Annotated in this window: 21 protein-coding genes; 15 read left to right on the top strand and 6 right to left on the bottom strand. The window is 28.1% G+C overall.

All coding sequences use genetic code 11. The features are described from left to right. Positions 1–36: 36 nt before the first annotated feature. Positions 37–633, top strand: a complete 597-nt coding sequence (locus PHEL85_RS03480; protein WP_036821062.1) for an aspartyl/asparaginyl beta-hydroxylase domain-containing protein — start codon at positions 37–39, stop codon at positions 631–633. Positions 634–698: 65 nt separating this feature from the next. Here the strand turns inward: PHEL85_RS03480 and ychF are convergent, their stop codons facing one another. Next, positions 699–1790, bottom strand: coding sequence for a redox-regulated ATPase YchF (gene ychF, locus PHEL85_RS03485; RefSeq protein WP_036821064.1), 1092 nt, complete (start codon positions 1788–1790; stop codon positions 699–701). Positions 1791–1900: 110 nt separating this feature from the next. Then, complete coding sequence (locus tag PHEL85_RS03490; RefSeq protein ID WP_036821067.1) at positions 1901–2251, bottom strand: 4Fe-4S dicluster domain-containing protein; 351 nt, start codon at positions 2249–2251, stop codon at positions 1901–1903. A 70-nt stretch (positions 2252–2321) separates the two neighbouring features. On the opposite strand from PHEL85_RS03490, the gene PHEL85_RS03495 reads away from it, so the two are divergent. From PHEL85_RS03495 to PHEL85_RS03535, 9 genes are all read left to right on the top strand, one after another. Beyond that, positions 2322–3383 carry an acyl-CoA reductase gene (locus PHEL85_RS03495; RefSeq protein WP_036821071.1) on the top strand — a complete coding sequence of 354 codons (1062 nt, stop codon included), beginning with the start codon at positions 2322–2324 and terminating at the stop codon, positions 3381–3383. A gap of 125 nt (positions 3384–3508) precedes the next feature. Then, positions 3509–4576 carry a 3-phosphoserine/phosphohydroxythreonine transaminase gene (gene serC, locus PHEL85_RS03500; protein WP_036821074.1) on the top strand — a complete coding sequence of 356 codons (1068 nt, stop codon included), beginning with the start codon at positions 3509–3511 and terminating at the stop codon, positions 4574–4576. Between the two features lie 27 nt (positions 4577–4603). Then, on the top strand, positions 4604–5557 hold the full coding sequence (locus PHEL85_RS03505; protein ID WP_036821076.1) for a D-2-hydroxyacid dehydrogenase: 954 nt from the start codon (positions 4604–4606) through the stop codon (positions 5555–5557). A gap of 32 nt (positions 5558–5589) precedes the next feature. After that, positions 5590–6246 carry a YggS family pyridoxal phosphate-dependent enzyme gene (locus PHEL85_RS03510; RefSeq protein ID WP_036821079.1) on the top strand — a complete coding sequence of 219 codons (657 nt, stop codon included), beginning with the start codon at positions 5590–5592 and terminating at the stop codon, positions 6244–6246. A gap of 25 nt (positions 6247–6271) precedes the next feature. Then, positions 6272–7351 (top strand): exonuclease domain-containing protein, encoded by a 1080-nt coding sequence (locus PHEL85_RS03515; protein WP_036823069.1) that lies wholly within the window; start codon positions 6272–6274, stop codon positions 7349–7351. 72 nt (positions 7352–7423) lie between these two features. Continuing rightward, positions 7424–9298, top strand: a complete 1875-nt coding sequence (locus PHEL85_RS03520; RefSeq protein WP_235318226.1) for a DUF3857 domain-containing protein — start codon at positions 7424–7426, stop codon at positions 9296–9298. Between the two features lie 39 nt (positions 9299–9337). Further along, positions 9338–10165 (top strand): ion transporter, encoded by an 828-nt coding sequence (locus PHEL85_RS03525; RefSeq protein ID WP_036821085.1) that lies wholly within the window; start codon positions 9338–9340, stop codon positions 10163–10165. Beyond that, entirely contained in the window at positions 10166–11089 is a 924-nt protein-coding gene (miaA, locus tag PHEL85_RS03530) for a tRNA (adenosine(37)-N6)-dimethylallyltransferase MiaA (protein ID WP_036821088.1), read from the top strand. A 55-nt stretch (positions 11090–11144) separates the two neighbouring features. After that, positions 11145–11663 carry an OmpH family outer membrane protein gene (locus PHEL85_RS03535; protein WP_036821091.1) on the top strand — a complete coding sequence of 173 codons (519 nt, stop codon included), beginning with the start codon at positions 11145–11147 and terminating at the stop codon, positions 11661–11663. Between the two features lie 81 nt (positions 11664–11744). Here PHEL85_RS03535 and PHEL85_RS03540 read toward each other — a convergent pair whose 3' ends face one another. From PHEL85_RS03540 to aqpZ, 4 genes are all read right to left on the bottom strand, one after another. Continuing rightward, entirely contained in the window at positions 11745–12233 is a 489-nt protein-coding gene (locus PHEL85_RS03540; RefSeq protein WP_036821094.1) for a hypothetical protein, read from the bottom strand. 5 nt (positions 12234–12238) lie between these two features. Next, the gene (locus PHEL85_RS03545) at positions 12239–12562 is read right to left on the bottom strand and encodes a hypothetical protein (protein WP_036821097.1); all 324 of its coding nucleotides are present in this window, start codon (positions 12560–12562) and stop codon (positions 12239–12241) included. Between the two features lie 62 nt (positions 12563–12624). Beyond that, the gene (locus PHEL85_RS03550; protein WP_036821100.1) at positions 12625–13203 is read right to left on the bottom strand and encodes an RNA polymerase sigma factor; all 579 of its coding nucleotides are present in this window, start codon (positions 13201–13203) and stop codon (positions 12625–12627) included. A gap of 81 nt (positions 13204–13284) precedes the next feature. Further along, a complete protein-coding gene (aqpZ, locus tag PHEL85_RS03555; protein ID WP_036821103.1) occupies positions 13285–13971 on the bottom strand; it encodes an aquaporin Z in 687 nt (228 codons plus the stop codon). Positions 13972–14114: 143 nt separating this feature from the next. Between aqpZ and PHEL85_RS03560 the strand changes: the two genes are divergently transcribed. Genes PHEL85_RS03560 through lipA form a run of 5 tightly spaced genes read left to right on the top strand, consistent with a single transcriptional unit; the run spans position 14115 to position 18126 of the window. Further along, positions 14115–14318, top strand: coding sequence for a hypothetical protein (locus PHEL85_RS03560; protein WP_036823071.1), 204 nt, complete (start codon positions 14115–14117; stop codon positions 14316–14318). Positions 14319–14334: 16 nt separating this feature from the next. After that, positions 14335–15438, top strand: a complete 1104-nt coding sequence (locus tag PHEL85_RS03565) for a glycosyltransferase (RefSeq protein ID WP_200882309.1) — start codon at positions 14335–14337, stop codon at positions 15436–15438. Next, positions 15429–15992, top strand: coding sequence for an RNA polymerase sigma factor (locus PHEL85_RS03570; protein WP_200882310.1), 564 nt, complete (start codon positions 15429–15431; stop codon positions 15990–15992). The genes PHEL85_RS03565 and PHEL85_RS03570 overlap by 10 nt, the downstream gene beginning before the upstream one ends. A 3-nt stretch (positions 15993–15995) precedes the next feature. Further along, positions 15996–17231, top strand: coding sequence for an Nramp family divalent metal transporter (locus tag PHEL85_RS03575; RefSeq protein WP_036821108.1), 1236 nt, complete (start codon positions 15996–15998; stop codon positions 17229–17231). Between the two features lie 25 nt (positions 17232–17256). Further along, positions 17257–18126: a lipoyl synthase gene (gene lipA / locus PHEL85_RS03580; RefSeq protein ID WP_036821110.1), complete on the top strand. Its 870-nt coding sequence runs from the start codon at positions 17257–17259 to the stop codon at positions 18124–18126. Positions 18127–18262 lie beyond the last annotated feature (136 nt).

Consider the following 18262-nt stretch of genomic DNA (forward strand, 5'->3'; position numbering starts at 1 on the left):
TAAATATTTTTTTTAAACATCTTAAATAAAAAAATCATGTTCGAAAGTAAAGAAACAGCTACTGCTATAAAAGACAGAATTCAATTACCTTTCAGTTTTGATATACCTAAAATGCTCGCTGAAACAAAGGCGTTAGCATTAGAGGAATTTGAGTATTATAAGGTAATTCAACTAAGAGCACCAGCTCATTTGGTAGATACTACATTGCCTTTTCCTCCTCCAGCAGATGATTATGCAGATGGATCTTGGACAAACTGGTTAGAAACTGCAGCACTTCTTAAATCGCCTTATATAAAAAGTATTATTGACACTTTTCAAAAAAATACAACCGTAACTTTAGTAAGATTATTAAGACTAGCGCCAAATTCTATTGTAAAAGAACATACAGACCCAACTTTAGGATTGGAAGTAGAAAAATCGGTGATACGATTAACAATTCCTATTTTAAATAATGATAAAATGGTTTTTAACCTCAACAAAACTCCTGTAAATATGAAACCTGGTGAATGTTGGTATTTACGATTAACAGATCCTCATGAAGTTATTAATAATGGAAATGAAGAGCGTATCAATCTAACAATTGATATGATTCCTAATAAATGGATAAGAGATATTATTGAAAAATCCCAATAATTTCTTATTGGGATTTTATATTTTAAAGATAAAATTCTGAAACAAGTTCAGAAATTATCCTTTAGTTACACGTTAAATCTAAAGTGCATTACATCACCATCTTTAACAATGTACTCCTTACCTTCTACTTTCATTTTACCAGCTTCTTTTACTTTAGCTTCAGAACCATAAGTTACATAATCATCGTAAGCAATAGTTTCTGCTCTAATAAAACCTTTTTCAAAATCTGTATGAATTACTCCTGCAGCTTGAGGCGCAGTAGAACCAATAGGAATTGTCCAAGCTCTTACTTCTTTTACACCTGCTGTAAAATAAGTTTGTAAGTTTAATAATTTATATGCAGAACGAACCAATCTAGAAACACCTGCTTCTTCTAAGCCAATATCTGCTAAAAACATCTGTCTTTCTTCATAATCGTCTAACTCTGTAATATCTGCCTCAGTACCAACTGCTAAAACAATTACCTCAGCATTTTCGTCTTTTACAGCTTCTCTTACTTTTTCTACATAATCGTTTCCAGAAACTGCAGAATTTTCATCAACATTACAAACATATAATACTGGTTTTAATGTAATAAATTGTAGCGGTTGAACAAACTCCATTTCTTTTTCAGAAAAGTCGATTGTTCTTACAGAAACCCCTTTTAGTAAAGTTTCTTCAATTTTTAATAAAACCACTAATTCTGCTTGCGCTTCTTTATTACCTGTTTTTGCAGTTCTTTTTACACGCTCTAAACGTTTTTGAACGGTTTCTAAATCTTTTAATTGCAACTCAATATCAATCGTTTCTTTATCTCTAACAGGATCTATAGAACTATCTACATGAATAATATTATCATTATCAAAACAACGTACAACATGTAAAAGTGCATCAGTTTCTCTAATATTTGCTAAAAATTGATTTCCTAAACCTTCTCCTTTACTTGCTCCTTTTACAAGACCAGCAATATCAACAATTTCTACTGTTGCTGGCAAAACTCTTTCTGGGTTTACCAATTCTTCTAATTTTTCTAAACGTGTATCTGGTACATTTACAACTCCTAAATTTGGCTCTATCGTACAAAAAGGAAAGTTGGCACTTTGCGCTTTTGCATTTGATAAACAGTTAAATAAAGTTGATTTTCCTACGTTTGGTAATCCTACAATTCCGGCTTTCATGTAAATAAATTTTGCGAGTGCAAATATAACAGATTTACTTCTATAATCAATCTGTTATAAAAACAAAAATCCTGCTAAAAGCAGGATTTCTATAAATTTTAATATTTTTATTACTCATTATGCATAAAGCTTTGTTTAGCTAGTAATTCTTCTTCTGTTTCTACCACATCATCATCTGGCACACAACAATCTACAGGACATACTGCAGCACATTGTGGTTCATCATGGAAACCTTTACATTCTGTACATTTATCTGGTACAATGTAATAAAGCTCATCAGAAACTGGTTCTTGATCTTCGTCTGCATTTACAGATTTTCCACTAGGTAATACTACATCACCTTTTAAATCTGTACCATCTGCATATTTCCAATCATCTGCTCCTTCATAAATTGCTGTGTTAGGACATTCTGGTTCACATGCCCCACAATTTATACATTCATCTGTTATTATAATTGCCATAATTTTCTGTTCTGTTTTTGTACCTTTGCAGTTGCAAAAATAAAGCCAAAATTATTTACAACCAAAATAAATGAATAGTATTCAAAACAGAATTACTGCATTCGCAAAATTAGGGGACTTTTTAAGTCAGTTTTCTGTCGATAATATAAAAAAAATCGATAGTATTGAACATAATGAAATCTTTTATGATGGTTTTTTACATCAAATGAAAATTGCTCAAGAAAATAATTCTTGGTTTACGAAAGAAAACATTTTATTTTCATTAAATAGTTTAAGTAAATCGCTAAATAAAAGCAATTTAGATAAATTCACTAAAAATTTTAACTCGAGTAAAGAATCATCCAAAAAAGTAGCCATTATTATGGCAGGAAACATTCCTTTAGTTGGATTTCATGATTTTTTATCTGTACTAATATCTGGGCATTCAGTATTGGTAAAGCAATCTTCTAGTGATAAACATCTTTTACCCTTTTTAGCAAAGTATTTAGAGTTTGTTGAAGAAGGTTTTAAAGGAAAAATCACTTTTACAGAAGAAAAGTTGTCAGATTTTGACGCTGTAATCGCTACTGGAAGTGATAATACTGCGCGTTATTTTGAATATTATTTTAAAAATAAACCAAATATTATCCGAAAAAGCAGAAACTCTGTGGCAGTTATCACTGGAAAAGAAACTGAAGAAGATTTTATAAAACTTTCTGATGATGTTTTTCAGTATTTTGGATTAGGATGTAGAAGTGTTTCAAAATTATATGTGCCAAAAGGTTATAATTTTGATGCATTTTTTACAGGAATGTATGTAAAAAAAGAGCATATAAATAATGCAAAATATGCTAATAATTACGATTACAATAAGGCAGTTTATTTAATGAGTGAGTTCGATTTGTTAGAAAATGGTTTTTTGATGATTAAAGAAGATGAAAGTTACTCCTCTCCTATTGCAACCGTTTTTTACGAGTATTATGACAACGAAATAGATTTAAAAATAAAATTACATCAAGATAAAGAAAAGATTCAATGTATTGTAGCCAAAGACTTTATAGAAAATGAAGTGGCTTTTGGTCAAACTCAACATCCGAAGTTAACAGATTTTGCAGATGGAGTAAATACTTTAGAATTTTTATCAAAAATATAATTTCGTTTAAGGTGTCATTTTGAACGAAATGAAAAGGAGTCGAAAAATCTATTTTTTAAAATAAGATTTCTCCATAAAGTCGAAATGACATGTTTAACAAACATTAAACTTTGAAACTTAAAAAAATGAAAAAACATAATTTTAGTGCAGGTCCTTGTATTTTACCACAAGAAGTTTTACAAAAAGCATCAGAAGCTATTATCAATTTTAATAATGATGATTTATCTTTAATAGAAATCTCACACAGAAGTAAATCTTTTGTGGCCGTTATGGAAAAAGCACGATCTCTAGCTTTAGAGTTATTGGGTTTAGAAAATAAAGGATATAAAGCTTTATTCTTACAAGGTGGCGCAAGTATGGAGTTTTTAATGGTTGCTTATAATTTATTGAATAAAAAAGCAGCGTATTTAAACACAGGAACTTGGTCTGATAAAGCAATTAAAGAAGCAAAAGCTTTTGGAGAGTTGGTAGAAGTTGGCTCGTCTAAAGACAAAGGTTATAATTACATTCCAAAAGGATATTCTATTCCTAAAGATGCAGATTATTTTCACTGTACAAGCAACAATACAGTTGCAGGAACACAAATGAAAAGTTTTCCAGAAACAAATGTTTCTATGGTTTGTGATATGAGTTCAGATATCTTTTCTCGTCAATTAGACTTTGAAAAATTTGATTTAATTTATGCTGGTGCTCAAAAAAACATGGGTCCTGCAGGTGCAACTTTAGTCATCATAAAAGAAGAAATATTAGGTAAAGTAGAAAGACATATTCCTTCTATGTTAAATTACAAAATTCACATAGATAAAAATAGTATGTTTAACACACCTTCTGTTTTTGCTGTGTATGTTTCTATGTTAACTTTACAATGGCTAAAAGATTTAGGAGGAATTAAATTTATTGAAGAAGTAAATAATAAAAAAGCGGCTCTTTTATATAATGAGATTGACAGAAACCCATTATTTAAAGGAATTGTAGAAAAAGAAGATAGAAGTACTATGAATGCTACTTTTGTTTTAACTGATGAAAGTTTAACAGAAACATTTAACAAAATGTGGGCAAAAGCTGGTATTAGCGGAATAAATGGCCACAGAAGTGTTGGTGGTTATAGAGCAAGTATGTATAATGCTTTACCATTATATAGTGTACAGGCTTTAGTAGATGTAATGCAAGAGTTAGAAAAAACTCAAGCTTAATAATTAAATATTCGAATAAAATATAGAATGAAGATATTAGCAAATGATGGAATTTCTCAAAGCGGAAAAGATGCTTTAGAAAAAGGAGGTTTTGAAGTATTAACAGTAAAAGTTGCTCAAAATCAGTTAGAAAATTACATCAATGAAAATAATGTTGATGCAATTTTAGTGAGAAGTGCAACACAAGTAAGGCAAGAATTGATTGAAGCTTGTCCTAGTTTAAAATTAATTGGACGTGGTGGTGTTGGTTTAGATAATATTGATGTTGATTATGCAGAAGACAATGGTTTACACGTAATTAATACACCAGAAGCTTCTTCTAGTTCTGTTGCAGAATTGGTTTTTTCACATCTTTTTGGAATGGCAAGGTTTCTACATTCATCTAATAGAGAAATGCCTTTAGAAGGAGATACTCGTTTTAAAGATTTGAAAAAAGCCTATTCTCAAGGAATTGAATTAAGAGGAAAAACTATTGGAATTATTGGTTTTGGAAGAATTGGTCAAGAAGTTGCTAAAATTGCAATTGGTATTGGAATGCATGTTTTAGCTACTGATGAAAAAATTACAACTGCACCAATTACTTTAGAGTTTTTCAATGGACAAAAGAATACTTTTACTATTGATACAATAGATCAAGAAGAATTATTAAAAGAAGCAGATTTTATTACTTTACATACACCAGATCAAGAAGATTATATCATTTCAGCATCAGAATTTGAAAAAATGAAAGATGGTGTTGGAATTATAAATACATCTAGAGGTGGTATTTTACATGAAGTTGACTTAGTAAATGCTATAGAAAGTGGTAAAGTACAATTTGCTGGTTTAGATGTTTTTGAAACAGAACCTACACCTGCTGTTCAATTATTAATGAATCCAGAACTTTCTTTAACACCACATATTGGTGCAGCTACAAAAGAAGCGCAAGATAGAATTGGGTTAGAATTAGCAAAACAAATTATAAATTTATTGAAGAATTAAAACATTTAATAATTGAAAGTCTATAACTTAAAATGATAAAAGAAAACCTTCAAAAAATTAAACAATCAATTCCTGAAAATGTAACCTTAGTTGCCGTTTCTAAAACCAAACCTATTGCAGATATACAAGAGGCATATAATGCTGGTCAGCGTATTTTTGGAGAGAATAAAATTCAGGAAATGGTTGATAAATATGAAGCTTTACCTAAAGATATTAAATGGCATATGATTGGTCATTTACAAAGCAATAAGGTAAAATACATGGCTCATTTTGTTGATTTAATTCATGGAGTAGATAAATTAAAAACTCTAAAAGGAATAAATAAACAAGCAAAAAAACACAATAGAGTAATCAATTGTCTGTTACAAGTTAAAATTGCAAAAGAAGAAACGAAATTCGGTTTTTCTTTTGAAGAAATTGAATCAATTTTATCATCAGAAGAAATAACTGCATTAGAAAACATAAAAATTGTTGGTTTTATGGGAATGGCAACATTTACAGACAATCAAAAACAATTACAAGAAGAATTTTCATCATTAAAAAAATTATTTGATACTCTAAAAACTCAAAATTCATCTCTCAAGATTTTATCAATGGGAATGAGTGGAGATTATTCTTTAGCAATTTCTAAAGGAAGTACAATGATTAGAGTTGGAAGTTCTATATTTGGTCATAGAAATTATAATTAGTAAATTTAGCTTAAAGAAAAAGAATTTGTACGCAATTTTAGATATCGAAACTACGGGAGGTAAATTTAATGAAGAAGGAATTACAGAAATTGCTATTTATAAATTTGATGGCCATACTAATATTGATCAATTTATTAGCCTTGTAAACCCTGAAAAACCAATTCAAGAATTTGTTGTAAAACTTACTGGAATTAGTAACAAAATGCTTAAAAATGCACCTAAATTTTATGAGGTTGCCAAACGCATTATTGAAATTACATCAGATTGTATTTTGGTAGCTCACAATACCACTTTTGATTATAGAATTCTAAGTACAGAATTTGATAGATTGGGTTATGATTTTAACAGAAATACATTATGTACTGTAGAATTAAGTCAAAAATTAATATTAGATCAACCTTCATATAGTTTAGGAAAACTTACAAAATCTTTGGGGATTCCAATGACAGATAGACATAGAGCTTCTGGAGATGCACTAGCTACTGTACAATTATTTAAATTATTATTAGAAAAAGATATCAATAAAGAAATTATACAAGGTTCAATTAAATATTTTGATAGAAGATTAGAAAAACAAAAACTAAGAACTTTAATTGATGAAATACCGAGTATTCAAGGAGTTTTTTACGTTCATGATACCAATGGAAAAGTGATCTATTTAGGAAGAGGAAAAAACATTAAAGCAGAAGTGAATAAACTCTTTTTAAAAGTTACTAAAAGGGCGGTTAAAATTCAAGAAAGAGCACAAACTATTTCTTTTGATGAAACAGGAAATGAGCTTTTTACCAGAATAAAATATGCTACAGAGTTAGAGGTTTTATCACCAAAATACAATTTTAGAAAAAAACAAAAAACTACTACTCAAAACTTTAATAATGAAGACTTTATTATTATAGAAAAAGGAAGAGAAGTTGAAGAGCATGCTATTATTTTAATAGAAAATAATGAGGTTTTTGGTTATGGTTACACAAACTTAAATTTTCAAGAAAAAAGGTTAGACATTCTTAAATCTGTATTAACTTCTGTAGAAAATAAAATACAAATTAAAAATATTATCAAAAATTACTTAAATAAAAATAAAGTACATAAACTTATAAGATTGTAAATGAAAAAAATTGCGCTCCTCCTCCTACTTTCAACTAGTTTTATAATTGCACAGAAAAAAAAATCAACTAAAATGGGGTTAACCACTTTAGATGAACTTAAAATGATTGTTTATGATAAAGATTCTACTGCAACAGCAGTTGTTTTGTATGAACACGCAAATCGTTATCCAGATAGATCAAATGATGAAATACCTAGAACCGATTACTATTATAGAATTAAAATTTTAGATAAATCTGCTTTTGATTTAGCTGATATTTCTATCAACTTATATAAAAAACAAAGAATTGAAGATATAAGTGCTATCAGTTATAATCTTACAGATATTGGCACATCAAACAAAACCAACCTATTGGATAAAGATATCTTTACAATAAAAGAAGGTGAAGATTGGACTGTAAAAAAGTTTACACTTCCTAATTTAAAAGTGGGTACAGTTATAGAATATAAATACAGTATTTTATCTCCTTATCTGAGTATTGACGATTGGAATTTTCAATCAGATATACCAAAAATAAAAAGTGAATTCGATGCTTCTATTCTAGGAAACTACCAATACAATATAAAAAAAACTGGCCATTTAAAATTAGATAAAAACGAACCTTCAGTAGATAAAAAGTGTGTTTATGTAGATGGTATTGGTGAAGGTGCCTGTGCTACTTATTCTTATGGAATGTATAATATACCAGCGTTTGAAGAAGAAGATTTCATGTTAAGTAAAAAAAATTATATCTCAAAAATTTCTTTTGATATAAAATCAATTACAAGTTACAGAGGTGTTGTAGAAAATTTAACAACAACCTGGAAACAAGCAGACAAAAGCTTAAAAAAACGTTTCTTTAACAATCAAACTTCCAAAACAAGTTTTTTTAAAAAAAACATACCTGAATCTATTTTATCTCTTACAAACGATTTAGAAAGAGCTAAAAAAGTATATAGTTTTATTCAAAATCATTTTACTTGGAACGAAAAATATTGGTCAAATAAAGATGCAAAAGTAAAACAAGCTTTTCATGATAAAACTGGAGATGTTGGAGAAATAAATTTATCTCTTTATAACAGCTTAAAAGCAGCAGAAATTGAAACTAAGCTAGCAGTTCTGTCTACTAGAAATAATGGGATACCTACAAAAATTTTTCCTGTAATTTACGATTACAATTATGTAATTGTAAAAATAGAAATAGATGGAGAAACTTATTTCTTAGATGCTACTAATAAATATTTACCTTTTGGACAAGTACCTGTTAGAACTTTAAATGGTGAAGCTAGGTTAATAGATTTTAAAGAAAAAAGTTCTTGGGTAACTTTAAAACCAAAATATAGAAGCTCTAAAAATTTATCTGCTCAATTAAGTTTAGATGAAGAAGGAGTTTTTACAGGAAAATTAAGAATAAGAAGAAGTGGTTATTATGCATCTAAAAATAGAAAAATAATTTCTTTAAAAAGTGAAGAAAATTATCTAGAAGATTTCGAAAATAAATATACAGATTTAGAAGTTGAAGAATATGATGTAAAAAACTTAAACGATTTAGAACTACCAATTGAAGAATTTTTTAAAGTTAACATTGAAATGGATGAAAGTTTAGGTAATAAAATTAGAATTAATCCTTTTCTTTTTGACAGAATAAAAAGTAATCCTTTTAAATTAAAAGAACGAAATTATCCTGTAGATTATGCTTATCCAAGAAGTAATAATTACTCATTGAGTTTACAAATTCCAGAAAACTATACAATTATAAATTTACCAAAAAATAGGGCTTTGTCTTTACCTAATAAAGGAGGGAAATTCACTTATAATTTAATAAAAAAAGGAAACTTTATTACTATATACTTAAGGTTTAATATTTCTAAAAGCTTATATTCTGTAGAAGAATATTATGCTTTACAAGAATTTTACAAGCAAATCATTTCTTCAGAAAATGAATATATAATTTTAGAAAAAAAATAATATATATTTGTAGTATTAGTAATAAAAAAGAAGCTTACATTGAATAATACACAAAAAAACACTTCTTGGAAACACAGACTTCATGAAATTATTTATGAAGCAGATACTAGAGCAGGTAAATTATTTGATGTAGTTTTATTAATTGCAATTCTTGCTAGTATATTATTAGTTATGCTAGAAAGTGTTGAAAGTTTTGACGCTAAATATCATAACTTTTTAAATATTTCTGAATGGATAATTACTATTCTTTTTTCTATTGAATATATTCTAAGAATTATTTCGATAAAAAAACCTTTAAAATATATATTTAGCTTTTACGGAATTATTGATTTGTTATCGACAATACCTAAATATTTATCATTATTTTTTATTGGTTCTCACCATCTAGCAGCTTTAAGAGCTTTACGTTTATTAAGAATTTTTAGAATATTAAAACTTGCAAGATATATTGGGGCTTCTAATAGATTACTACTAGCTTTAAGAGCAAGTAAAGCCAAAATTTCAGTTTTCTTATTTTTTGTTATGATTTTATGCGTAATTCTAGGTACTGTAATGTATATGGTAGAAGGTGCAGAAAATGGCTTTACAAGTATACCTAGAAGTGTATATTGGGCAATAGTTACACTTACTACTGTTGGTTATGGAGATATTGCACCACACACACCTTTAGGTCAATTTATAGCAAGTATCATTATGATTTTAGGTTATGCTATAATAGCGATTCCTACAGGAATAGTAAGTTCTGAAATAACAAAAAACACTGATAACAAGATACATACCAATACACAAGCGTGTAAAAATTGTGCTGCAGAAAATCATAAAGATGGAGCTCAATTTTGTTATAATTGTGGTAGTAAACTAAATTAAATGGCTCCTAATAATTTTTTAATTACAATTGTTGGTCCTACTGCAATTGGTAAAACTGCTCTAAGTATTAAACTTGCAAATCATTTTAAAAGTGATATTATTTCTTGCGATTCGCGTCAGTTTTATAAAGAAATGACTATTGGAACTGCTGTTCCTGATGCTGATGAGTTAGCTGCTGCAAAGCATCATTTTATACAAAACAGAAGTATTTTTGATGATTATAGTGTTGGTTCATTTGAAAGAGACACACTCAAAAAATTAGACGAACTATTCAAAGAAAACCCTATTCAGATTATGGTTGGTGGCTCTGGTTTGTATGTTGATGCTGTTTTAAAAGGTTTAGATTATTTCCCTGAAGTAGCACCAAGCATTAGACAAGAATTAACAGAAAAATTAGAAAGAGAGGGAATTGAAGTACTTCAAAGGCAATTAAAAGAATTAGATATAGAAACATATAATTCTATTACTTTAGAAAATCCTCATCGTTTAATGAGAGCTTTAGAAGTTTGTATTAGTTCTGGAATACCTTACTCAACTTTTAAAAATAAACCAAAAGCACCTAGAAATTTTACTTCAATTAAGATAGGACTAAATACTGATAGAGAAATTATTTACACAAGAATTAATAAACGTGTAGATATTATGATAGAAAATGGTTTATTAGAAGAAGCAAAAAAACTACACCAATATAAAGATTTAAATGCTCTAAAAACTGTTGGATATAGAGAGCTTTTCTCTTATTTTAATGGTGAATTCACCAAAGAATTTGCTATTTCAGAGATAAAAAAGAATACCAGAAGATTTGCAAAAAGACAAGGAACTTGGTTTAGAAAAGATGAAAGTATTTTATGGTTCAATTATTTAGAAGACATTAATACTATTATTGCTAAAGTTTCTGATAAAATTAACGTTTTAAATCAGTAACATATTTTCGTAATTCATTCACTTTTATATCTTTGTCGCACAAAAAAACAAAAACATGAAATCAAAAATTATATTCATTTGTATTGCTTTATTAAGCTCAATTTCTATTGCTCAATCTAAAGTAGGTACTGTTGACAGTGAATTTATTATAAATTTAATGCCAGAAACATTAATTGTTACAAAAAATTCTCAATCTTACGGTGCAAGGTTAGATTCTTCTTTTTCTATAAAAGTAAAAGAATATCAAACAAAAGTTGAAGCTTTCAAGAAAAATGAAAAAACTCTTGGAGCTTTAGCAAAACAGGCAGATTATAAAGAACTTACAGAAATGGAAGCAGATATTAAAAAATATCAGCAAAATGGAACCAAGTTAATGCAATTAAAAAGCAACGAGTTAATGCGTCCTTTATATAAAAAATTAAGTGATGCTATTGCTGTTGTTGCAAAACAAGAAGGATATGCACAGGTTTTAACAATAACTGGAAACGAATTTGCTTATATAGATAACAAATTTGATATTACAGAATTAGTTCTTAAAAATTTAGGAATTAAAATGCCAGAACCTAAGAAATAAATTTTATTTATCTTTAAAAAAACCTCACAAAATTGTGAGGTTTTTTTTGATCATAATTTAAGAAAGTTAACAAAACAAAAACTATCTTGGTGGTGGTGGCATGCCATCATTTCCTGGAGGAGGGTTCCTGCCATCAATTGGAAGTCTTCTATCTCCACCTCTTAATGCTTTTTCAATAATTTTATCAAAATTTTGAAGTTGTTCTGAATTACATAATGATCTTACTTTTTTAAAAAAATTAAAAACTTCTGAATCCTTTTTTGCCTCTAAAAGCCCAATTTTACTTGTTAAAGAATCTACATTAAAATTCTCTTTTTGTAATGAATTAAATAAAACATCTTTTAGATCTCTAACCTCATTATCAATTTTTAACATAAAACCTCTATGAATCTTATCTAATTCTTTAAATTGTTTTGTTTGAGATTCTGAAAATTGTAATTGTTCTATTAAAAAATTTCTTTCAGGTCTAGGAACTCTTTTCTCATGTGTTTTTTTTACCAACATAAATATTAATACCCCATTTAAAAGTATCAATAAAAATAATAAAATAGGAAGTAATTTTGATTTCATAAGTTTTAATTTAATATAGAATCACTTTCAGATTGTAAAGAATACTCTTGTGCAAATGCTTCAATACCTGAAGTTGCACTAGCGCTCTCTATCGAATTATTAAAGACATAAAATATTGTTCCAAAATTAAACAACAATAAAACACTCAATGTTGCCAATTGTAATTGAGGTGTAAACCAAGAAAAAATAGATTTCTTCTCTTCTTTTTCAGCATTTAGTTTTTGTAAAACTTTGTGCTTAAAAAAATGATTCACTTCTACCCTTTCAATAGAATCTAATACATTAAAAGTATCTTTTATTTGCTGATTAATATGTTCTTTATTTTTCATTTTCTATTTGTTCTAAAAACAATTACTATCTATTTAGATGCCATAAATTATAAAAACTTGCGCTAATTTTCTGTTTTATAATAATTTTCTAATATTTGTTGCAAACTTTTCTTAGCTCTAAACATTAAAGATTCTACAGATGATAAACTTTTACCAGTAATATCTACAATTTCCTGATAGCTTTTATCATCAATCTTAGCTAAAGTAAAAATTACTCTTTGACTTTCTGGCAACGTATTTATCGCCTTAAAAATAATTGCTGATTTTTCTTTATTTTCTAATAAAACTCCTGGGTGATTAACTTCAGTAAAATAACTTGTCTTATCTAAAGGAGTTTCATTTCCCATGATTGTTTGCATAAAGGCAAATCGCTTTTTCGTGTTCTTTTTTCTAATAAACTCTAAGCATTTATTAGTTGCTATTTTATAAATCCAAGTAGATAATTTAGAATTACCTTTAAATTTATCTATCGACTTAAATACTTCTAAAAAAACCTCTTGTGCAACGTCTTCTGCATCTTCTTTATTGGGTATAAAAGAAATACAAGTGCCAAAAACTTTCTGCTGATAATCATCTAAAAGTTGACTAAAGGCAGACTGTTTTCCAGCTTGTAATTGTACAATAAAATTCTCTTCGCTCAAAGTGTATTAAAAAAAGTAAACTTACAAAAAAACCAGATAAACATTACATTTATCTGGTTTCACTTTAACTCAGAAATAATATTATTCTTTATCAAATAATGCTTTATGTATTAAACCTGCAACTACTGCACCAGCAATTGGTGCAACCCAAAACAACCAAGATTGCGTTAAATATTCTCCTCCAGCAAAAATTGCTTGACTCATAGAACGTGCAGGATTTACTGATGTATTTGTAATAGGAATACTAATTAAATGTATTAAGGTCAATCCTAAACCTATTGCTATTGGTGCAAAACCTTTAGGCGCTCTATCATTTGTACTTCCTAAAATAATTAATAAAAAGAACATTGTTAGTAAAAATTCTGCTATAAATGCAGATGACATAGAATAGTTATCTGGAGACAATTCTGCATAACCATTTGCTGCAAAACCATCAATTGATTCAAAACCAGCTTTACCAGATACAATTATATATAAGGCTGATGCTGCTAAAATTGCACCAACTAATTGAGAAATAATATAAGGTATTAACTCTTTTGCAGAAAATTTACCTCCAGCCCACAAACCAAAAGAAACGGCTGGATTAAAATGTCCTCCAGAAATATGTCCTACAGCATAAGCCATTGTTAAAACTGTTAAACCAAAAGCAAGAGAAACTCCCACAAATCCAATTCCTAATTCAGGAAAACCAGCAGCAAAAATAGCACTACCACAACCTCCAAAAACTAACCAGAAAGTTCCAAATAATTCTGCAAAATATTTTTTCATAATATAAAATGTTTAGATAATTAATATAAGTTAATAACATAAATATGACACCTAAAGATAATAAAAGTCACGGAGCAAATATTTCTGTTAGTTTTTTTAAAGAGAAAATAAGAATATGTATCTTTGTAATACAATTATTTTTTATGAAATTATTACTGATTACTTTAGTATTATTAGGACTTGGTGTTGCTGGAATCGCTATTAAAATTTGGGCAAAAAAAGATGGTAAATTTGCTGGTACTTGTGCAAGTCAAAACCCAATGTTAAATGAAACTGGTGAACCTTGTGGTTTCTGTGGTAAGCCTGCAGATCAATTTGATTCTTGCTCAGAACCTGAACATAAATAATCTTCTTTATTTTTAAATGATTTTATCTGTACTCTTCTACTCTTTTGTAGTTTTTACTGCAATACAGATTATATATTATTTCGTTTTTACTTCTTTTTTGTTTGATACTAATAAGGATAAAAAAAAGTCTTTAGAAACTCCTATTTCTGTTATAATTTGTGCTAAAAATGAGGCTAAAAATCTTCAAGAATTTTTGCCATCAATTTTAAATCAAAAATATAATGATTTTGAAGTTGTTTTAATTAATGACGCTTCCTCAGATGAAACTTTAGAAGTGATGAAATCATTTGAAAAAAAATACAACAACATTAAAATTATTAATGTTGAAAATATTGAAGCTTTTTGGGGAAATAAAAAATACGCTTTAACTTTAGGAATCAAAGCAGCCAAAAACGATCACTTATTATTTACTGATGCAGATTGTAAACCAGTTTCTAAACATTGGATTTATGAAATGACTCAAAATTTCAATAAAGATAAAACCATTGTTTTAGGTTATGGAAAGTATAAAAAAGAAAAATCATTAGTAAATTTATTTGTCCGTTTTGAAACCTTGTTAACCGCAATTCAATATTTTAGTTATGCAAAAATGGGATCCCCATATATGGCTGTTGGACGTAATTTAGCATACAACAGACAAGCGTTTTTTAATGTAAAAGGTTTTATAAATCATATGCATATAAAATCTGGTGATGATGATTTATTTATACAAGATGCAGCAAATAAAGAAAACACAACAATAGCTACATCAAAAGATAGTTTTACAGAATCTTTGCCTCCTAAAAGTTTTGCTCAATGGTTTCGTCAAAAAAGAAGACATATTTCTACTGCAAATCATTACAAGTTTAAACACAAGTTCTTTTTAGGGTTGTTCTTTATATCTAAAGTGTTTTTATATATTTTAGCAATAACTCTATTTTTCTTTTATCCATGGAAAATTGTCTTACCAATATTTTTGACTTATTATCTAATACAGTTTATTGTAATAGGTTTATCATCAAAAAAATTAGAAGAACCTACAATCACCTATTTGTTGCCTTTTTTAGAAATAGGTCTTCTTATATTTCACTTTTCGATATTTATTACTAATTTGGCATCAAAACCAAATCATTGGAAATAAGTAAAACAAAACTTGAATTAAATATCTTAAAAGCTAAAAACGGAAATCAATCTGCTTTTAGATTCTTATTAGATACTTTTTGGGCAGATGTTTATAATTTTCAATTAAAACGTACTCAAAGCGAAAATGAAGCAGAAGACATTGCTATCCAAACATTTTCTAAAGCTTTTGATAAGATTGATACTTATGATGAAAAATACGTTTTTAAGACTTGGTTAATTACTATTTCTAAAAATGTTCATATAGATTTACTTCGTAAAAAAAATATTTCTATTGCAACAGACACATCTAAAGAGCAAGAAGAACAAGCCTATTTAGTAGCTGATGAAAACCCTACTCCAGAAGACAAAATTATAACTGAACAAAATTTAGCAAAATTGTTAAGAGACATCAAACAACTAAAACCTAAATACCAAGAAGTCATTCAGTTACGTTATTTTCAAGAATTAAGTTATAAAGAAATTTCTGAACAAATTAACGAACCAATGAACAACGTAAAAGTAAAATTATTACGTGCAAAAAAATTGTTAGCAGAGATTATTAAGAAATCTTAAAAGATGAAAAAATCTTTTTTACAATCTTTAGGTCCTGGTTTATTATTTGCAGGAGCAGCAATTGGTGTTTCGCATTTGGTACAATCTACTAGAGCGGGTGCAGAATTTGGTTTTGGTTTAATTTGGGCATTGTTATTAGTCCATTTATTTAAATATCCTTTTTTTCAATTTGGTCCTCGTTATGCAGCAGCAACAGGAGAAACTTTATTAGATGGATATCGAAAATTAGGGAAAGGAGTTTTAATAGCATATTACATACTTAATTTTGGAACAATGTTTACCATACAAGCTGCAGTAACTATTGTAACAGCAGGTTTAGCATCGCAACTTTTTGGTTTTACAAACGATTTGGTTTTATGGTCTACAATTCTAATGTTTATTAGTGTTATATTTTTAGTTGTAGGTAAATATAAATTGTTAGATAATTTAATGAAATACATCATTATTATCTTAACAATTAGTACCATAATAGCTGTATGTGTTGCTTTATTTAGTACTAAAGATACTTTTGATGTTACACAGATTATTCCTTCTGGTGCAGTAGAACTTACTTTTCTAATTGCTTTTTTAGGATGGATGCCTGCTCCTTTAGATGTTTCTATTTGGCATTCTATTTGGTCTGTTGAAAAAGACAAAACTACCGTTATTAAAACAAAAAGAAAAGATGCAATTTTCGATTTTAATGTAGGTTATATTGGAACACTTTGTTTAGGGATTTGCTTTTTATTACTTGGCGCTTTTGTTATGTATAAATCAGGAGAATCATTCTCTAATAAAGGAGATGTTTTTGCATCACAATTAATAAATTTATATACAGAAAATTTAGGTAATTTTTCACATATATTTATTGCTATTGCTTCTTTTACAACAATGTTTAGTACAACAATTACAACAATGGATGCTTCTCCTAGAGCAATGAACAGAACTACCAAATTATTAATTAATAAAGATTTAAAATTTGGATACTGGTTCTGGATTATCTTCTTATTTACAGGTACTTTTTTAATCTTAAAATATTTTATGGATAATATGGGATTGTTAGTTAAAATAGCAACAATTCTATCCTTTTTAACAGCTCCTTTTTATGCTATTTTAAATTTTAAATTAATAACAGGAAGGTACACTCCAAAAAAACATCAACCAGGAATTTATTTAAGAATCTTAAGTATTGTAGGAATTATTTTTTTAATTGGCTTTAGCATTTGGTTTTTAACTAGTATTTCAAACTTTTCTTTGTAAATTCGCATTTCAATTTAGAAATAAAATGGCAATAGATTCTGTAATACTTCCTGAAAAACAAAAAAAACCAAAATGGTTGCGTGTAAAATTACCTGTTGGTAAAAAATACACTGAATTAAGGAGTTTAGTAGATAAATATAAATTAAACACAATTTGTACAAGTGGAAGCTGTCCTAACATGGGAGAATGTTGGGGAGAAGGAACTGCAACCTTTATGATATTAGGAAATATCTGTACACGATCTTGTGGTTTTTGTGGTGTAAAAACTGGAAGACCAGAAACTGTAGAATGGGATGAACCAGAAAAAGTAGCACGTTCTATTAAGTTAATGAAAATTAAACATGCTGTTATTACATCGGTAGATAGAGACGATTTAAAAGATGGTGGTTCTATTATTTGGGCAGAAACTGTAGATGCAATTCGTAGAGCAAATCCTAACACAACTTTAGAGACTTTAATTCCTGATTTTCAAGGAAATACAAAACAATTAGATAGAGTAATTGAAGTACATCCTGAAGTAGTTTCTCATAATATGGAAACTGTTAGAAGATTATCTAGAGAAGTTAGAATTCAGGCTAAATACGATAGAAGTTTAGGTGTTTTAAAGTACTTAAAAGAAAAAGGCATGCGTACTAAAACTGGCTTAATGCTTGGTTTGGGAGAAAAAGAAGAAGAAGTTATTCAAACCATGAAAGACTTACGTGAAGCAAATTGTGATATTATTACAATTGGACAATATTTACAACCCACAAAAAAACATTTACCTGTAAAAGAATTTATTACACCTGAGCAATTTAAAAAATATGAAACTTTAGGCTTAGAAATGGGCTTTATGTACGTAGAAAGTGGTGCTTTAGTTCGTTCTTCTTACAAGGCACATAAACACGCTGTATAAAATATTTTTAATTGATAAAAAAATAGCTAAAAGGGTTATTTATTGATATTAAAAATCAATAATTATTAACGATTCTCAATAGAGAATCGTTTTTTTATACACTAAATTTAAAAATCTGGTTTAACTTAAAATTTAA

Source organism: Polaribacter sp. Hel1_85, from assembly GCF_000766795.1.
Lineage (GTDB): Bacteria > Bacteroidota > Bacteroidia > Flavobacteriales > Flavobacteriaceae > Polaribacter.

Excerpts from the sequence above, each read along its gene's own strand:
- PHEL85_RS03480 (WP_036821062.1), top strand. The coding sequence starts at position 37 with ATGTTCGAAAGTAAAGAAACAGCTACTGCTATAAAAGACAGAATTCAA.
- ychF (WP_036821064.1), bottom strand. The coding sequence starts at position 1,790 with ATGAAAGCCGGAATTGTAGGATTACCAAACGTAGGAAAATCAACTTTA.
- PHEL85_RS03490 (WP_036821067.1), bottom strand. The coding sequence starts at position 2,251 with ATGGCAATTATAATAACAGATGAATGTATAAATTGTGGGGCATGTGAA.
- PHEL85_RS03495 (WP_036821071.1), top strand. The coding sequence starts at position 2,322 with ATGAATAGTATTCAAAACAGAATTACTGCATTCGCAAAATTAGGGGAC.
- serC (WP_036821074.1), top strand. The coding sequence starts at position 3,509 with ATGAAAAAACATAATTTTAGTGCAGGTCCTTGTATTTTACCACAAGAA.
- PHEL85_RS03505 (WP_036821076.1), top strand. The coding sequence starts at position 4,604 with ATGAAGATATTAGCAAATGATGGAATTTCTCAAAGCGGAAAAGATGCT.
- PHEL85_RS03510 (WP_036821079.1), top strand. The coding sequence starts at position 5,590 with ATGATAAAAGAAAACCTTCAAAAAATTAAACAATCAATTCCTGAAAAT.
- PHEL85_RS03520 (WP_235318226.1), top strand. The coding sequence starts at position 7,424 with ATGGGGTTAACCACTTTAGATGAACTTAAAATGATTGTTTATGATAAA.
- miaA (WP_036821088.1), top strand. The coding sequence starts at position 10,166 with ATGGCTCCTAATAATTTTTTAATTACAATTGTTGGTCCTACTGCAATT.
- PHEL85_RS03535 (WP_036821091.1), top strand. The coding sequence starts at position 11,145 with ATGAAATCAAAAATTATATTCATTTGTATTGCTTTATTAAGCTCAATT.
- PHEL85_RS03540 (WP_036821094.1), bottom strand. The coding sequence starts at position 12,233 with ATGAAATCAAAATTACTTCCTATTTTATTATTTTTATTGATACTTTTA.
- PHEL85_RS03545 (WP_036821097.1), bottom strand. The coding sequence starts at position 12,562 with ATGAAAAATAAAGAACATATTAATCAGCAAATAAAAGATACTTTTAAT.
- aqpZ (WP_036821103.1), bottom strand. The coding sequence starts at position 13,971 with ATGAAAAAATATTTTGCAGAATTATTTGGAACTTTCTGGTTAGTTTTT.
- PHEL85_RS03560 (WP_036823071.1), top strand. The coding sequence starts at position 14,115 with ATGAAATTATTACTGATTACTTTAGTATTATTAGGACTTGGTGTTGCT.
- PHEL85_RS03565 (WP_200882309.1), top strand. The coding sequence starts at position 14,335 with ATGATTTTATCTGTACTCTTCTACTCTTTTGTAGTTTTTACTGCAATA.
- PHEL85_RS03575 (WP_036821108.1), top strand. The coding sequence starts at position 15,996 with ATGAAAAAATCTTTTTTACAATCTTTAGGTCCTGGTTTATTATTTGCA.
- lipA (WP_036821110.1), top strand. The coding sequence starts at position 17,257 with ATGGCAATAGATTCTGTAATACTTCCTGAAAAACAAAAAAAACCAAAA.